Below are 15505 nucleotides of genomic sequence, written 5' to 3' on the forward strand. Positions count from 1 at the left end.
ACACTCCCACCCCCGCCTTCGACCACCCGCCGCGCCCCATGGCGCAGCGGGTGGGCGCGATCCTGTGGCCCAGCTTCTTCGCGGCCGGCGTGGCGACGATGGTGTTCTTCGCCTTCGTCGACCCGCTGGTCCTGCGCGACATCACCTTCCCCGGCGTCGAGATCAGCCGCAGCCTGGGCTATTCGATCGCCTTCTTCATGTTCTGGCTCGCCACCGCCGCGTCCAGCCTGTTCACCTGGATCCTGCTGCGGCCGGCCAGCCGGTTCAACAGAGCGCTACCCCGAGATAAATGAGCCGTCGCATTCCCCTGGAGCTTGCCGAGGACAACGGCGGCTCGATGTACGTCAGCGAGCGCAAGGTGTATCCGCGCGAGGTGTCCGGACGCCTGAACACCCTGCGCGTGGCCGCCGTGTTCTGGCTGCTGGGCATGTTCTACGTGTTCCCCTGGCTGCGTTGGGATGATCGCCAGGCGGTGCTGTTCGACCTGCCCGCGCGCAAGTTCCACGTCTTCAGCCTGACCTTCTGGCCGCAGGACTTCCTGTTCCTGGCGCTGCTGCTGATCATCGCGGCGCTGGCGCTGTTCTTCTTCACCGCGCTGGCCGGGCGCCTGTTCTGCGGCTATGCCTGTCCACAAACGGTGTGGACCGAGGTCTTCCTGTGGATGGAGCAGTGGACCGAGGGCGACCGCAACAAGCGCATGAAGCTCGACGCCGGCCCGTGGAACCGCGAGAAGGTGCTGCGCAAGGGTGCCAAGCACGCGCTGTGGCTCGTGTTCGCGCTGTGGACGGGCTTCACCTTCGTGGGCTTCTTCACGCCCATCGGCGACCTCGCCGCACGCCTGCCGCGGCTTGAGTGGGGCGGTTGGGAAACCTTCTGGGTGCTGTTCTACGCGCTTGCCACCTGGGGCAACGCCGGCTTCCTGCGCGAGCAGGTCTGCAAGTACATGTGCCCCTACGCGCGCTTCCAGAGCGCGATGTTCGACCGCAACACCCTGATCATCGCCTATGACCCGATGCGCGGCGAGCCGCGCGGCCCGCGCAAGCGCGGCCTGGGCAGCATCGCCGCGCGCGGCCGCGCCCTGCTCGACCAGATCACCGCCTACGACTACGTGTTCCGTTCCGCGCTGCACCCGACAGCGGCCGACAACCGCGTACAGGCGGCCGGCACGATCACCCTGGGCGAAGCCGGCCAGGTCGCCGAGCCGCTGCCGAAGTTCGCGCCGGACGAATTGGGCGACTGCATCGACTGCACCATGTGCGTGCAGGTCTGCCCCACCGGCATCGACATCCGCAACGGCCTGCAGTACGAGTGCATCGCCTGCGGCGCCTGCATCGATGCCTGCGACTCGGTGATGGACAAGATGGGCTTCGAACGCGGGCTCATCCGCTACAGCACGCAGAACGCCATCGACAGCAAGCCGACGCGCGTGCTGCGCCCACGGGTGCTGATCTACGGCGTCGTGCTGGTGGCGCTGGTCATCGCCTGGGTGGTGGGCGTGAATACCCGCAGCCCGCTGATCGTGGAAGTATTGCGCGACCGCAACGCGCTCTACCGCGTGGTCGGCGGCGGCCAGGTCGAGAACGACTACACCCTCAAGGTGGTCAACAAGAGCGACGATGCCGCGACCTACCGCATCACGATCGACGGTGCCGCGCCCGGCATCGAACTCCGCAGTCGCGGCCTGGACGGCGTGCAGGCGGCGGCGCAGCAGGTGATCAGCGTACCGGTGGTGGTGACCGCCCCGGACTCCCTCACCGGCCGCCAGCCGCTGCAGTTCCGGGTCGAGACCGTCGATGGCGGGACCAGCGAGACGGTCGACAGCAGCTTCTTCGGGCCCATCCAATGACAGACGAAAACAACAAGCGTCCCTTCTGGCGCGAACCGATGATGTGGCTGGTGATCGGCCTGCCGCTGGCTTCGGTGATCGCGGGCTTCATCCTGCTGGGCCTCGCGGCGCGTGACTCCAGCGACGCCGTGGGCGACGTGGTCCAGCGGACCGCGCGGATGCAGGTCGCCGACCTGGGCCCGGACGCCCGCGCCCGCGACCTGCGTCTGAGCGCGATCATCCGCATCGACGAGGGCTATATCGAAGTACTTCCGGTGACCGGCGACTTCGCGCGCGATGAACCGCTGCGCGTGGTGCTGCGCCATCCGGCCCTGGCCGCGTCCGATATCGAGCTGCGCGCCGAACCCAGCGACAACGGCTGGCGCGCCGACGCCACGGTCGGCCTGGACAACGACTGGAAGCTGGAACTGATGCCCGAGGGCAGGCTCTGGCGCCTGCAGGGCCGGATGCCCAAGGGCCAGCGGGCGGCCCACGTCAAGCCGGCCTTCTCCGGCGAGCAGGAGTGAGGTGAACGCGGACGCGCTCGCCACGGCGGGCGCCGTGCGCGGCGCGCAGGGTGCCGGCGAAGGTTGCTTCCACTGCAGCCAGGACCTTCCCATCGACCCGGCCCGGGCCCGCATCGACGGCGAGTCGCGCCAGTTCTGCTGCGATGGCTGCGCGGCGGCCGCGCAGTGGATCCGCGACGCCAACCTGGTCGACTACTACCGCCTGCGCACCGAGCCGGGCGGCCGCGCAGCCATCGACCTCGAAGCCCAGTTGGCCGCCTTCGACCGCGATGACGTCCAGGCCGGCCATGTGCGCGAGGTGGAAGGCGGCCGCGAGATCACCGTGCTCACCGACGGCATGCGCTGCGCGGCATGCGCCTGGCTGGTCGATCGCGCGCTCGCGCGCGAGCCCGGCGTGACCGAGGTCGTGGCCAACGCCGTCACCGGTCGGATCCGCATTGCCTGGGACCCGGCGCGCACCGCGATTTCCGGCCCGCTGCGGCGCCTGGCAGGCCTGGGCTACGTCCCCTACCTCGCCTCCGGCACGAGGCTCGAACGCGAACGCCGCGCCCAGCGCAACCGCGACCTGGTGCGCATCGGCATCGCCGGCCTGGTATCGATCCAGGCCATGATGTTCGCCGAGGCGCTGTACCTCGACATCTACCAGCAGATGCCCTTGGCCACGCGTGACTTCTTCCGCTGGGTCACGCTGCTGCTGTCGACGCCGGTGGTGTTCTGGTGCGGTTGGCCGTTCATCGCCGGCATGCTGCGCGAGCTGCGCAACCGCCAGCTGGGCATGGACACGCTGATCGCCAGCTCCACCCTGCTGGCCTACTTCGCCAGCGTGTTCGAAACACTGCGCGGCGGAACCCACGTCTGGTACGACGCAGCGGTGATGTTCGTCTTCCTGCTGCTTGGCGCGCGCATGCTGGAGCAGCGCGCCCGGCGCACCGCCGTGGCCCAGGTGGACACCCTGGCGCGGGCAAGGCCGGAGCTGGCCACGCGCGAGCTGGCCGACGGCAGCCGCGAGGTCGTGCCCACTGCGGCGCTGGCGGCCGGCGACATCGCATGCATCGCCGCCGGGGACACCGTGCCGGCCGACGGCGTCCTGCTTGACGCCCCGGCGCGCTTTGAAGAAGCGCTGCTGACCGGCGAAGCGCATCCCGTGCTGCACGTGCCGGGCGACACCATTTTCGCCGGCACCGTGTGCCGCGAAGCGCCGGCGCGCATCCGCGTCGAGCAGGTCGGCGCCGGCACCCGCCTTGCGGAGCTGGAGTCGCTGGTCGAGCGTGCGCAGTCGCACCGCCCGCGTGCGGCACGGCTGGCGGATGCCGTGTCCAGTCGCTTCGTGGCCGCCATCCTGGTGGCAACGGTGCTGGTCTACATCGGCTGGCGGATATACGACCCCTCGCGTGCGCTCGAGGTGGCCATCGCCCTGCTGGTGATCAGCTGTCCCTGCGCGCTGTCGCTGGCGGTCCCGACGGCACTCACCGTCGCCAACGGCACGCTGGCCAGGCTGGGCGTCCTGTCGACCAATCCCGATGCCCTGGGCTCGCTGGCCGCGGCGACCGACATCGTCTTCGACAAGACCGGAACCCTCGGCAGCGGACGCCCGAAGGTGGCGGGCGTGGAAGCCTTCGGCATGCTGGACATCGAGGATGCACTCGCGATCGCCGCGGCGATCGAGCGCGACAGCCTGCATCCGATCGCACGCGCGTTCGACGGGCAGGACTCGGGGCTTGCCGTGTCCGGAGTCGAAGAGCAGCCCGGACTCGGCATCGCCGGCGTGGTCGAGGGGCTGCCATGGCGCCTGGGTCGCGCCGACTTCGCTGCCGGCCGCAGCGACGATGGTGCGCTGTGGCTGGGCAATGGCGACGGCGCGGCGGCGCGCTTCGTGCTGGAAGAGCCTCCGCGCGAAGACGCTGCGACGGCCATCGCGGCGCTGCGCGGCATGGGTGTGGACGTGCACCTCTCCAGCGGAGACGCCGCGGTGTCGGTGGATGCGTTCGCCGATCGCATCGGCATCGACCACGCCGCCTCGCGGCAATCGCCCGAGGACAAGCTGCAGGGGGTGCGCAGGCTGCAGTCACTGGGTCGCACGGTGGCGATGGTCGGCGACGGCCTCAACGACGCGCCGGTGCTGGCCGGCGCCGACGTCTCGATCGCGATCGGCAGCGGCGCCGCCCTCGCCCACCGCGCCGCCAGCCTGGTGCTCACCGCGCCCTCGCTGCTGCGCATCCCTGCCGCCATCGGCCTGGCGCGTCGGACGCGTGCGATCGTGCGCCAGAACCTGGCCTGGGCGCTGGGTTACAACCTGGTCGCCATCCCGCTGGCCGCCGCCGGCCTGGTGACCCCTTGGGTCGCGGCGCTGGGCATGGCGCTGTCTTCGCTCATCGTCACCGTCAACGCGCTGCGCCTGGCGCGGGTCCCCGGCCCATGAACGTCCTGCTGTTCCTCATCCCGGTGAGCATCGTGCTGCTGGGCATCGCGGTCTGGGCCTTCCGCTGGGCCGTGCGCAAAGGCCAGTTCGAGAACCTGGACGCGGCCGCCATCGACATCCTGCGCGACGACAGCACCGACCAGCTGCCGCCGCTGACGCGCGACACGTGCGCGGCCGATGAGGGCGCGGCGGGTGCGACGAGTGATCGGGCAGGCACGGACGTCACCCGTGATCCCGGCGCTGCACGCGACCGGGACCGCAGCCGTGCCGATTGACTGGCTGGCCATCGGTGCCGCATTGCTGACCGGCATCCTCGGCGGCGTGCATTGCGCGGCCATGTGCGGCGGTATCGCCGGCGGTTTCTCGGCGATGGGCGGCGGCCGCAGCTGGTGGACCGCGGTGCAACCCAACCTCGGTCGCGTGGGCGGCTACGTGCTGGCCGGCGCGCTTGCCGGTGGCATCGGCGGCGGCATCCTGGCCGCGGCGCGCAGTCCGTGGCTGGCCTTCGGCGCGCGCATGCTCGTTGGCGTGGTGCTGGTGCTGGTGGCGCTGCGGTTGCTGGATCGCACGGGCCGGCTGTCTTTCCTTGGTCGTCCGGGCGTCGCGCTCTGGCAGCGCTTGCGAAAGCTCCAGGCCCCCCTGCTGCCGGCGAACACGGTGGCCAGGCGCATCGCGCTGGGCGTGCTCTGGGGCTGGATGCCCTGCGGACTGAGCACCACGATGCTCGCCGCCGCCTGGCTGCAGGCCGACGCGGCCAACGGCGCCTTGACGATGGCGGCCTTCGGCTTGGGCACGCTGCCGCTGATGGTGTCGCTGACGTGGTCAGGTGCACGCCTGGGGCAGTGGCTGCAGCGTGGGCGATGGCGGATGGCGATGGGTGGGCTCGTGCTTGCGACCGGGCTGTTGACCATCGCTGCGCCCTGGCTGATGCACATTCCGGCCCTCGCCGGCCCGCTTGCCGCACTCGGCTGCCTGCCTCCGCCCTGACCGCCTTTGCCCTGCGAGCCGCGCGCACCGCTCTTGTGGGAATTTCGTGTATCGATCGCGGCTGTAGCCGCTCCCACAGATCCTCGGGATCGCAGTCGTAGCTGCTTCTATGGTCTGGGCGGAGCAGGCTTGTTGGCGCGGGCGGTGCGCAGCCGCTCGAGCTTCTCGCGCAGCTTGATTTCCAGGCCGCGCTCCACGGGGCGGTAGTACACGCGCTCGCCCATGGCGTCAGGGAAGCCGGTCTGGCCCAGTGCGACGCCGCCCTCGGCATCGTGGTCGTACTGGTAGCCGGCGCCGTGGCCGAGCTGCTTCATCAGCTTGGTGGGCGCATTGCGCAGGTGCATCGGCACCTCGGCGCTGCCGTACTCCGACACGTCGCGCTTCGCTTCGCCAAAGGCCTTGTAGGCGGCATTCGACTTCGCGGTACTCGCCAGGTAGATCGCCAGCTGGCCCAGCGCAAGGTCGCCCTCGGGGCTGCCCAGGCGGTCGTAGGCGTCCCAGGCTTCGAGTGACATCGTCAATGCCCGTGGATCCGCCAGGCCGATGTCCTCCACCGCCATCCGCGTCAGCCTGCGCGCGAGATAGCTGGCGTCGGCGCCACCGTCGAGCATGCGCGCCAGCCAGTACAGCGCGGCGTCGGGGTTGGAGCTGCGCACGGACTTGTGCAGGGCCGAGATCTGGTCGTAGAAGTGGTCGCCGCCCTTGTCGAAGCGGCGACTGCGGTCCGCCAGCACCTGGCCCAGGGTTTCATCGGTGATGGTGCCGCCCTCGCCCGCAAGCTCGGCGGCGATCTCCAGCAGGGTGAGTGCGCGCCGCACGTCGCCGTCGGCTGCGCTGGCGATCAGCCGCAGCTGGTCCTCGCCAATGGCGATGCCGCGGCCGCCCAGGCCGCGATCGTCGTCGTCGAGCGCACGCTGCAGGGCGAGGCCGATATCGTCCGGCGACACCGCCTCCATCACGTGCACCCGGCAGCGCGAGAGCAGCGCCGAGTTCAGCTCGAACGAGGGATTTTCGGTGGTCGCGCCGACGAAGATGATCGTGCCGCGCTCGATGTGTGGCAGGAACGCATCCTGCTGCACCTTGTTGAAACGGTGGACCTCGTCGACGAAGAGCACGGTACGGCGGCCACCGGCGAAGGTGTGGTCGGCCTCGGCCAGCACCTTGCGCACTTCGGGCAGTCCCGACAACACCGCGGAGATGGCGCGGAACTCGGCGTCGGAGTATTCGGCCAGCAGCAGCGCAAGCGTCGTCTTGCCGCAGCCCGGCGGCCCCCAGAGCACCATCGAATGCACGTGGCCGGACTCGACCGCGCGACGCAGGGCGGAGCCTGGCGCCAGCAGTCGCCGCTGGCCAACCATTTCCTCGAGAGTGCGCGGGCGCATGCGCTCGGCGAGCGGGCGAAGCGCGAGGGCGTCGTCATCGGGGGGAAGCAGGCCAGGGTTGTTGCCTGCGCCAGGAGTCGGTTTGCGGGGCACGTCGCGTCCAGTAAAGGCAGGGCGACACGATACCAAGGCCGTCGTCGCGGCGGCGGTGTCCAGCACCCGACGTCTGTCAGGGACCGGCAGTTGCGCCGTCTTCGTGGGCCCGGACGTTGGGACCCAGTGCATGTTCGATGCTCAGCCACGCGCCGCTCCCGAGGTCGTAGAGCGCGTCGATGAGTGCGTCCGTGCTGCCCCCGGGCCCGAAGTCGGCAAGCCCCTGCGCCTGGATGCGGACGAAGCGTTCGCCCGACTGCGTGCTGCTGATGTCGTCCAGCTGCAGGAAGACGCGGCCGGCGCCCGGCAGGGCTTCCAGCTCGGTGGCGACGCGCGCTTCGAGCTCGCCCAGCAGCAGGGCATCGTTGGGCACGAAGCGCTCGCCCTCCCCTTCGCCGCCGGCACCAAGCACGATCTCCGGATAGCCGGCGCTGGCGAACAGAGGGTCGTAGCGGCTGCGGTAGCGGAACGCGAGCCATTCGTCGCTGCCCTCGTCGGCCCCGGCTCCGTCGGTGAAGCGGACGTAGCCGATGCCGTGCACCACGTGTTCGCGCGGGCCCTCGACGTCGACTGTGGCCGGATCCAGTCGCAGGTCGAGCATTGTGCTGCTGAACCGTTCGGCAAGCGTGGCCACCAGCACGGCGGCAACACCCGCCTGCACCTCACCGCTCGCGGCCACCTGGCCGGGCGCAGCTTGCGCCAGGTCTTCCGTGGCGATGGGCGCGACACCGTCACGCGCGTGCGGCGCCGGCAGGCCCTGCGCCCATGCCCATGGCGACATCACCAGCAGCAGCGACGGGATGAGGACTCTCTGCAAGGTGGCGCGGCGCGGTGCCGGCATCGCTTCATCCGGGGTGGACATACCCCGTGTACAACGCCGGAAGCCGGCCAACCGGGCCAGCGGCGTTCCGGAATGGCGGCGGAGGGCCGCCGACAATCACCGATGGACGCGGGATCGCCGGTCAGCCCTCGCCCACCACGTCCACGCCCGCGGGTGCGACGAAGCGGAAGGTGCCGCGATCAAACGCGGGATTGCGCTTCCAGCCGCTGAACGCGATCTCCGTGCGCTGGCCGAGGGTGTCGACCACTTCCATGCGCACCAGGGAGCCGCCCTTGAAGCCCAGGCGGGCGCTGCTGAAGCTGGCCTGGTCTGCACTGCGTGGCGACAGCTGGAGCCAGGACAGGCCCTCGGCCTCGCCGCCCTCGCGGACGGTGAAGTCACGCTCGAGCTTCGCGGGATCGACCAGGGCCGCGAGTGGGCTGTTCTGCTCTTCGGGCCCCTGCGCGCGCACGGTGACCTGCTCCAGGTCGGGATCGTAGACCCAGACCTTCGCGCCATCAGCCACGATCAGCTGCTCGTAGGGTTTGACGTATTCCCAGCGGAACAGGCGCGGCGCCGACAGCGCGACGCGACCGCTGGAGGTTTCCTTCAGGCGGCCATCGAGGTCGTAGAGCTTCTGCTCGAACTGCCCGTCGAGCCCTTTGAGGCCGCTGCTGAAGGCGGCAAGATCGTCCCGGGCGCCCGCATACGCGGTGCCGGCGATGGTGGACAGCAGGGCCAGTGCGGCCAGCCAGTAGCGCATGCGGGTCATGAAAGGCTCCATCCGGGGAATGCGTTGCGAAGTGTCGCCTGCGCGTGCTGAATGCGGGATCACGCGCTGACAATCGTGGAAGCGGTGAATCTGCCGGCGCGCACCGGACTACTGCGGCGGCGGCGGCGCCAGCACGCTGCGGTCGCCGTTGTGCTCCGGCGGCGTGACCACGCCAGCGGCCTCCATGGCTTCGACCAGCCGCGCGGCGCGGTTGTAGCCGATCTTCAGCCGCCGCTGCACGCCCGAGATCGATGCGCGCCGGGTCTCGGTCACCACGCGCACGGCCTCGTCATACAGCGGATCGCTCTCGTCGCCGCTGCTGCTGGATTCGGGCAGGCCGGTGGCGCCGACCACGACGCCGTCGCCCATCGTCTGCACTTCTTCCAGCACGCCCGCGATGTAGTCCGGGCCGCCGCCCGACTGCTTCAGGTTCTCGACCACGCGATGCACTTCCTCGTCGGACACGAAGGCGCCATGCACGCGCTCCGGCATCGCCGTGCCCGGCGGCAGGTACAGCATGTCGCCGTGGCCCAGCAGCGTTTCCGCGCCCGACTGGTCCAGGATGGTGCGCGAGTCGATCTTGCTTGACACCTGGAACGCGATGCGCGTCGGGATGTTGGCCTTGATCAGGCCGGTGATCACGTCCACCGACGGCCGCTGCGTGGCCAGGATCAGGTGGATGCCGGCCGCGCGCGACTTCTGCGCCAGGCGGGCGATCAGCTCCTCCACCTTCTTGCCGACGATCATCATCATGTCGGCGAATTCGTCGATGAAGATGACGATGAACGGCAACGGTTCGAGCGGCTGCGGCAGCTCGTCGATTTCAGGGTTCGCCTTGAACAGCGGGTCCAGCAGCGGCTGCCCGCTGTCGGCGGCCTCGCGCACCTTCTTGTTGAAGCCGGCGAGATTGCGCACGCCAACCGCCGACATCAGCTTGTAGCGGCGCTCCATTTCGGCCACGCACCAGCGCAGGCCGTTGGCGGCCTCCTTCATGTCGGTGACCACCGGCGCCAGCAGGTGCGGAATGCCCTGGTAGACGCTCAGCTCCAGCATCTTGGGGTCGATCATCAGCATCCGCACGTCCTTGGCGGACGCCTTGTACAGCAGGCTCAGCACCATGGCGTTGACCGCCACCGACTTGCCCGAGCCGGTGGTGCCGGCCACCAGCAGGTGCGGCATGCGCGCGAGGTCGGCCACCGTGGGCCGGCCGGCGATGTCCTTGCCCAGCGCCAGCGTCAGCGGGCTCGAGGACTTGTCGTACTCCTTGGAGCGCAGGAGTTCGGACAGGTAGATCATCTCGCGGTGGGTGTTGGGCGTTTCCAGGCCGATCACCGACTTGCCCGGGATCACGTCGACCACGCGCACCGACTTCACCGACAGCCCGCGGGCGATGTCCTTGTCGAGCGAGCTGATCTGGCTGACCTTGATGCCGGGCGCCGGTTCGATCTCGAAGCGGGTGATGACCGGACCCGGATAGGCGCCGACCACCTGGGCGTCGATGCGGAAGTCCTTGAGCTTGAACTCGATCTGCCGCGACAGGGTTTCCAGTGTGTCGTCGTCGTAGCCCTTGGGCTGCGGCTTGGGATCGTCCAGCAGCGCCAGCGGCGGGATGCCGCTGCCGTCGGCGACGTTGAACAGGGGGATCTGCTGCTCGCGCTTGGCGCGCTCACTCTTCTCCACGACCGGCGCCGGTGGCGGCTCGATCCGCACCTTGCCGCGCTTGGCGCGCAGCTCGGTGTCGATCTTCCGGACCTCGGTGCGCTCCTCGCGGTGGGCGCGCGCTTCCTGCCACTCGCTGGCCTGCTTGCTGCCGCGGCGGAACAGCTCCGGAAGCCGCAGCACCCAGTGGCCGATGACGTCCATCACCTTGAACCAGGACAGGCCGGTGGCCAACGTCACCGACACCAGCAGCAGCGCCAGCAGGAACAGGTTGCCGCCCACTGGCCCGAAGGCCGAGTACAGCGAGTTGCCGACCAGGCGCCCGAGGATGCCGCCGCTGCCGGCCGAATAGCCTTCCACCGCGCCGATGCGCAGGTACAGCAGGCCGGTGGAGGAGACGATGAAGCCGACGATGCCGACCAGGCGCAGCGCCGGGCCGAGGTCGGCCTGGCCATCGCCATCGGTGTCCATTCCGAACAGCGCGATCCAGGCCACGGCGCCGAGGATCAGGGGCAGCACGAAGGCGACGTGCCCGAACAGGCCCAGCAGCACGTCCGCGGTCCAGGCACCGACGCGGCCGCCGGCGTTGTTCAGCGGCGCGGTGAGGCTGCCGGCGTTGCTCCAGCCGGGATCAGACGGTGAATACGTCGCCAGGCACACCATCAGGTACACCAGCAGCGGGGCGATCGCGATCAGCGCGATGTCGCGCAGCAGCTTCTGCCGGCGGGGATTGGGGGCCGAGGCGGCCGCGCGCGGCGCCGTCTTGCGCTGGCGACGCGTGCCGCGTTCGGTTGCCGGGCGTGCTGCCACGTGTGATCAGGCCTTAAGAAGTTGTCGCAATGGAATGATTTTAATCACATTGCGGCTCAAACGGCCATGCCCTGCAGGGCGGGATGGACCAGCGAGCCCTTCGCGACGTTGATGCCGCGCGCCAGCGCGGGGTCGGACGACCAGCCGCCACCGGCCGCGAGCCGGTCGACCCAGGGCAGGATCGATGCGCAGATCGCCTGCGAGGACGTCCGCGGCACGGCGCCGGGCATGTTGGTGACGCAGAAGTGGGTCACGTTTTCCTCGACGTAGGTCGGCTCCTTCCACGTGGTCGGCCGCGAGGTCTCGAAGCAGCCGCCCTGGTCGATGGCGATGTCCACCAGTACGCTGCCCGGCTCCATCGACCCGAGCATCGCGCGGGTCAGCACCTTCGGTGCGCGGGCACCGGCGACCAGTACGGCACCGATCACCAGGTCGGCCGAGGCCACCTCGCGCGCGACCACGTCGTGGTACGGGTACAGGGCGGTGACGTTGGCGCCCAGGCGCATCATGTCGTCCATGCGGTCTGTGCGCATCTCGAACACGGTGACGTTGGCGCCGCCAGCGGCCGCGAGCGCGGCGGAGGCACCGCCCGCCTTGCCAGCGCCGAACACCACGACCTTGCCGCGACCGGTCGAGGGCAGCCCGCCAAGCAGCGTGCCCTTCCCGCCTTCCGGCTGGTGCAGCAGGCGCGTGCCGACCTGCACGCCGATGCGGCCGGCAACGATCGACATCGGCGCCAGCAGCGGCAGGTCGCCGTTGGGCAGCTCGACGGTCTCGAAGGCGATGGCGGTCAGACCGATGTCGAGGAGGCTGCGGGCCAGTGCGGGCTCGGCCGCCAGGTGCAGGTAGCAGAACAGCAGGTGGTCGCGGCGCAGGTGCGCGAGGTCACCGGCGATGGGCTCCTTGACCTTGACGATCAGCTCGCCCTTTTCGTACAGCGCGGCGGCGTCGGGTGCGATGTTGACGCCAAGCGCGGCGTACTCGGCGTCGGCGAAACCGGACTTCACTCCGGCGTCCTTCTCCAGCCAGACGTCGTGGCCACGATTGAGCAGGTCGCCCGCGGCGGCCGGGACGAGGGCGACCCGGCCCTCCAGGGTCTTGGTCTCCTTGGGAATGCCGATACGCATCTCTCGCCCTCTGGTGTGATGCACAAAAAACGCCGCGTCTGCGGCGGGTATCAGCCCTGCTGCGGGGAACCCTGCGTTGCATCCACCACGACGGCCTGCGCCTTGTCTTGCCGCCCCGGCGCCGCCAAGCTATGGGCTTCCCAACGCCGTGTTTCCATGGCCCGCGAGTATACATGACCACTTCCAAGCACTGCCGCCTGCTCATCCTCGGTTCCGGCCCCGCCGGCTGGACCGCCGCCGTCTACGCCGCGCGCGCCAACCTCAAGCCCGTGGTCGTCACCGGCCTGCAGATGGGCGGCCAGCTGATGACCACCACCGAGGTCGACAACTGGCCCGGCGACGCGCACGGACTGATGGGCCCGGATCTCATGGCGCGCATGCAGGCGCATGCCGAACGCTTCGAGGCCGAGGTCGTCTTCGACCAGGTGCACAGCGCCGATCTGTCGCAGCGTCCGTTCCGCCTGAAGGGCGACAACGGCGACTACACCGCCGACGCGCTGGTGATCGCCACGGGCGCCACCGCCAAATACCTGGGGCTTCCTTCCGAGGAGGCGTACAAGGGCCGCGGCGTATCCGCCTGCGCCACCTGCGATGGTTTCTTCTACAAGGACCAGGACGTGGCCGTGGTCGGCGGCGGCAACACCGCCGTCGAAGAGGCGCTGTACCTGTCGAACATCGCGCGCAAGGTCTACATGGTGCACCGCCGTGATTCGCTGCGCGCCGAAAAGATCATGCAGGACAAACTGCAGGCGAAGATCGACGCCGGGAAGATCGAGCCGGTGTGGCACCACGTCGTCGACGAAGTGCTGGGCAACGAGGCCGGCGTCACCGGCCTGCGCCTGAAGTCGGTGCAGGACGACAGCGTGCGCGAGATCGACGTGCACGGCTTCTTCGTCGCCATCGGCCACACGCCCAACACCTCGCTGTTCGAAGGCCAGCTGGCGATGAACAACGGCTACCTCGAGATCCGCTCGGGGCTCGCCGGCGGCGCCACCGAGACCTCGGTGCAGGGCGTGTTCGCGGCCGGCGACGTCGCCGACCAGGTGTACCGGCAGGCGATCACCTCGGCCGGCTTCGGCTGTATGGCGGCGCTGGATGCCGAGCGCTTCCTCGACAAGGACGCCTGAGTCGCGGCGCGCGGCGGGCGGTCCCGGTTGAGTCCCGGCATGCCCGTCGTGCGCATCCACGCTTCGCTTTCGGAGATCCCCGCCGCGGGCTGGGACGCGCTGCATGACGGCGGCAACCCGTTCGTGGCGCACGCTTTCCTGGAAGGAATGGAGTCCGCCGGCTGCCTGCGCCCGCGCTGGGGCTGGACGCCGCGGCACGTCGCGCTGTGGGACGGCGACACCCTGGTCGCCGCGGCACCCGGCTATCTGAAGGAGAACTCGCACGGCGAGTTCGTCTTCGACCACGCCTGGGCGCACGCCTATGCGCGCTACGGGCGCGACTACTTTCCCAAGTGGCTGGGCGCGGTGCCCTACTCGCCGGTCACCGGGCCGCGTCTGCTGGCGCGTGATGACGCCGCGCGCGACCGGCTGCTCGCGGCCATCGCCGACGACGCGCGCGCGCTGGGCCTGTCCTCGGCCCACGTGAATTTCCACACCGCCACGGAAGATGCCGTCTTCGGCGACGACTGGCTGCGGCGCACGGACGTCCAGTACCACTGGCACAACGCGACCGGCTGGCCGGACTTCAGCGCGTTCCTCGCCGACATGGACCACCGCCACCGCAAGAACATCCGCCAGGAGCGGGCGAAGGTTGCGCGCGCCGGCGTCACGTTCCGGGTGCTGCACGGCGGCGAGGCGACCGCAACCGACCTCGCCCACATGCATGCCTTCTACCTCGAGACCTTCGCCGATTACGGCAACTCGCCGGCGCTGACCCTCGAATTCCTGCACCACCTGGCCGCCACCATGCCGCGCGCGCTGGTGCTGGTGCTGGCCGATCTGGACGGTGAAGCCATCGCCGGCGCGCTGTGCCTGCGCGGCCGCGACACGCTGTACGGGCGCTACTGGGGCGCCGTGCGCCAGCTGCCCGGGCTGCACTTCGAGACCTGCTACTACCAGGGCATCGAATACTGCCTGCGCGAGGGGCTTGCACGCTTCGAGCCCGGCGCCCAGGGCGAGCACAAGATCGCGCGCGGCTTCCTGCCGACGGCGGTGCGCAGCCGCCACTGGATCGCGGATGCCGACTTCCGCCATGCCATCTCCGGTTGGTGCCGGGAGGAGGCCGCAGCGGTCGACGGCATGCTGCTGGCATTGGGCCGGCGCTCGCCCTTCCGCGCAGCGGGCACGCACCCGTGAGCCGCGCGCTGCCGGTCCTGCTGCCCCCGGACCCCCGCGCCCCGTTCCCGGATCCCGCAACCGCGCTGCGCGAACCCGATGGCCTGCTGGCCGTGGGCGGCGACCTGTCCCCGGAGCGCCTGCTGAACGCATATGCCAGCGGCATTTTCCCCTGGTACTCCGAGGGCCAGCCGCTGCTGTGGTGGTCCCCGGATCCGCGCACCGTCTTCACCACCGATGGCGTGCACCTGTCATCGCGCTTCCGCCGACAGCTGCGCGGATCCGATTGGACGGTGGTCGCCGACGGCGCCTTCGACGCGGTCGTCCACGCCTGCGCCACGGCCGCCCGCGGCGATGGCCACGGGACCTGGATCACCGACGCCATGCGCGAGGCGTATTCGACGCTGCACGCGCTCGGCCACGCGCACTCCATCGAGGTCCGGGACCGGCAGGGACGGCTCGTGGGCGGGCTCTATGGCGTGGCCGTGGGGCGCATGTTCTTCGGCGAAAGCATGTTCAGCGGCGCGAGTGGCGGCTCCAAGGTCGCCCTTGCCGCGCTGGCCCGCGTGCTGGATGGCTGGGGCTGGCCGCTGCTGGACGCGCAGGTGGAGAACGCGCACCTGGTGCGGATGGGCGCGCAGTCCTGGCCGCGGCACCGGTTCCTGGCCGAAGTGCGCCGCCTCTCCGCCCTTCCGGGCCTGGTGGGATCCTGGGCGGGCGACTTCGGCGAGCTTTCGGTACCCGCGCTGGCCCTGTGCAACGGGCCGTGACCGCGATGCGCTGGCCCTGTGGGAGCGACCAT

The 15505-nt window shown here is 70.1% G+C and carries 14 protein-coding genes; 9 read left to right on the forward strand and 5 right to left on the reverse strand.

Annotated features, from left to right (window positions below; translation table 11 throughout):
• Positions 1-38: 38 nt before the first annotated feature.
• The 6 genes from WCE39_RS05195 to WCE39_RS05220 are packed head-to-tail and all read left to right on the forward strand — an operon-like array spanning position 39 to position 5758.
• Entirely contained in the window at positions 39-293 is a 255-nt protein-coding gene (locus tag WCE39_RS05195) for a hypothetical protein (RefSeq protein WP_343254034.1), read from the forward strand.
• A complete protein-coding gene (locus WCE39_RS05200) occupies positions 290-1846 on the forward strand; it encodes a 4Fe-4S dicluster domain-containing protein (protein WP_343275627.1) in 1557 nt (518 codons plus the stop codon). Before WCE39_RS05195 ends, WCE39_RS05200 begins: the two co-directional genes overlap by 4 nt.
• Positions 1843-2352: a FixH family protein gene (locus WCE39_RS05205; protein ID WP_343253932.1), complete on the forward strand. Its 510-nt coding sequence runs from the start codon at positions 1843-1845 to the stop codon at positions 2350-2352. The genes WCE39_RS05200 and WCE39_RS05205 overlap by 4 nt, the downstream gene beginning before the upstream one ends.
• A gap of 1 nt (position 2353) precedes the next feature.
• The gene (locus WCE39_RS05210; RefSeq protein WP_343275628.1) at positions 2354-4771 is read left to right on the forward strand and encodes a heavy metal translocating P-type ATPase; all 2418 of its coding nucleotides are present in this window, start codon (positions 2354-2356) and stop codon (positions 4769-4771) included.
• On the forward strand, positions 4768-5046 hold the full coding sequence (ccoS, locus tag WCE39_RS05215; RefSeq protein ID WP_343275629.1) for a cbb3-type cytochrome oxidase assembly protein CcoS: 279 nt from the start codon (positions 4768-4770) through the stop codon (positions 5044-5046). Before WCE39_RS05210 ends, ccoS begins: the two co-directional genes overlap by 4 nt.
• Positions 5036-5758 (forward strand): sulfite exporter TauE/SafE family protein, encoded by a 723-nt coding sequence (locus tag WCE39_RS05220; RefSeq protein ID WP_343275630.1) that lies wholly within the window; start codon positions 5036-5038, stop codon positions 5756-5758. The genes ccoS and WCE39_RS05220 overlap by 11 nt, the downstream gene beginning before the upstream one ends.
• A 107-nt stretch (positions 5759-5865) precedes the next feature.
• Here WCE39_RS05220 and WCE39_RS05225 read toward each other — a convergent pair whose 3' ends face one another.
• The 5 genes from WCE39_RS05225 to ald all read right to left on the reverse strand — a co-directional run bounded on the left by WCE39_RS05225 (position 5866) and on the right by ald (position 12421).
• A complete protein-coding gene (locus WCE39_RS05225) occupies positions 5866-7140 on the reverse strand; it encodes a replication-associated recombination protein A (protein ID WP_343275965.1) in 1275 nt (424 codons plus the stop codon).
• A gap of 169 nt (positions 7141-7309) precedes the next feature.
• Positions 7310-8074 (reverse strand): hypothetical protein, encoded by a 765-nt coding sequence (locus tag WCE39_RS05230; RefSeq protein ID WP_343275631.1) that lies wholly within the window; start codon positions 8072-8074, stop codon positions 7310-7312.
• Positions 8075-8195: 121 nt separating this feature from the next.
• The gene (gene lolA / locus WCE39_RS05235) at positions 8196-8825 is read right to left on the reverse strand and encodes an outer membrane lipoprotein chaperone LolA (protein WP_343275632.1); all 630 of its coding nucleotides are present in this window, start codon (positions 8823-8825) and stop codon (positions 8196-8198) included.
• 108 nt (positions 8826-8933) lie between these two features.
• Positions 8934-11294 carry a DNA translocase FtsK gene (locus tag WCE39_RS05240; RefSeq protein ID WP_343275633.1) on the reverse strand — a complete coding sequence of 787 codons (2361 nt, stop codon included), beginning with the start codon at positions 11292-11294 and terminating at the stop codon, positions 8934-8936.
• A gap of 56 nt (positions 11295-11350) precedes the next feature.
• Positions 11351-12421: an alanine dehydrogenase gene (gene ald / locus WCE39_RS05245; protein WP_343275634.1), complete on the reverse strand. Its 1071-nt coding sequence runs from the start codon at positions 12419-12421 to the stop codon at positions 11351-11353.
• 173 nt (positions 12422-12594) lie between these two features.
• On the opposite strand from ald, the gene trxB reads away from it, so the two are divergent.
• The 3 genes from trxB to aat are packed head-to-tail and all read left to right on the forward strand — an operon-like array spanning position 12595 to position 15473.
• Positions 12595-13548 carry a thioredoxin-disulfide reductase gene (trxB, locus tag WCE39_RS05250; RefSeq protein ID WP_343275635.1) on the forward strand — a complete coding sequence of 318 codons (954 nt, stop codon included), beginning with the start codon at positions 12595-12597 and terminating at the stop codon, positions 13546-13548.
• Between the two features lie 39 nt (positions 13549-13587).
• Complete coding sequence (locus WCE39_RS05255) at positions 13588-14724, forward strand: GNAT family N-acetyltransferase (RefSeq protein WP_343275636.1); 1137 nt, start codon at positions 13588-13590, stop codon at positions 14722-14724.
• On the forward strand, positions 14721-15473 hold the full coding sequence (gene aat, locus WCE39_RS05260; protein ID WP_343275637.1) for a leucyl/phenylalanyl-tRNA--protein transferase: 753 nt from the start codon (positions 14721-14723) through the stop codon (positions 15471-15473). The genes WCE39_RS05255 and aat overlap by 4 nt, the downstream gene beginning before the upstream one ends.
• The last annotated feature ends 32 nt before the right edge of the window (positions 15474-15505 follow it).

It is taken from the genome of Luteimonas yanweni (assembly GCF_039548475.1).
In the GTDB taxonomy this organism is placed as follows: Bacteria; Pseudomonadota; Gammaproteobacteria; order Xanthomonadales; family Xanthomonadaceae; genus Luteimonas.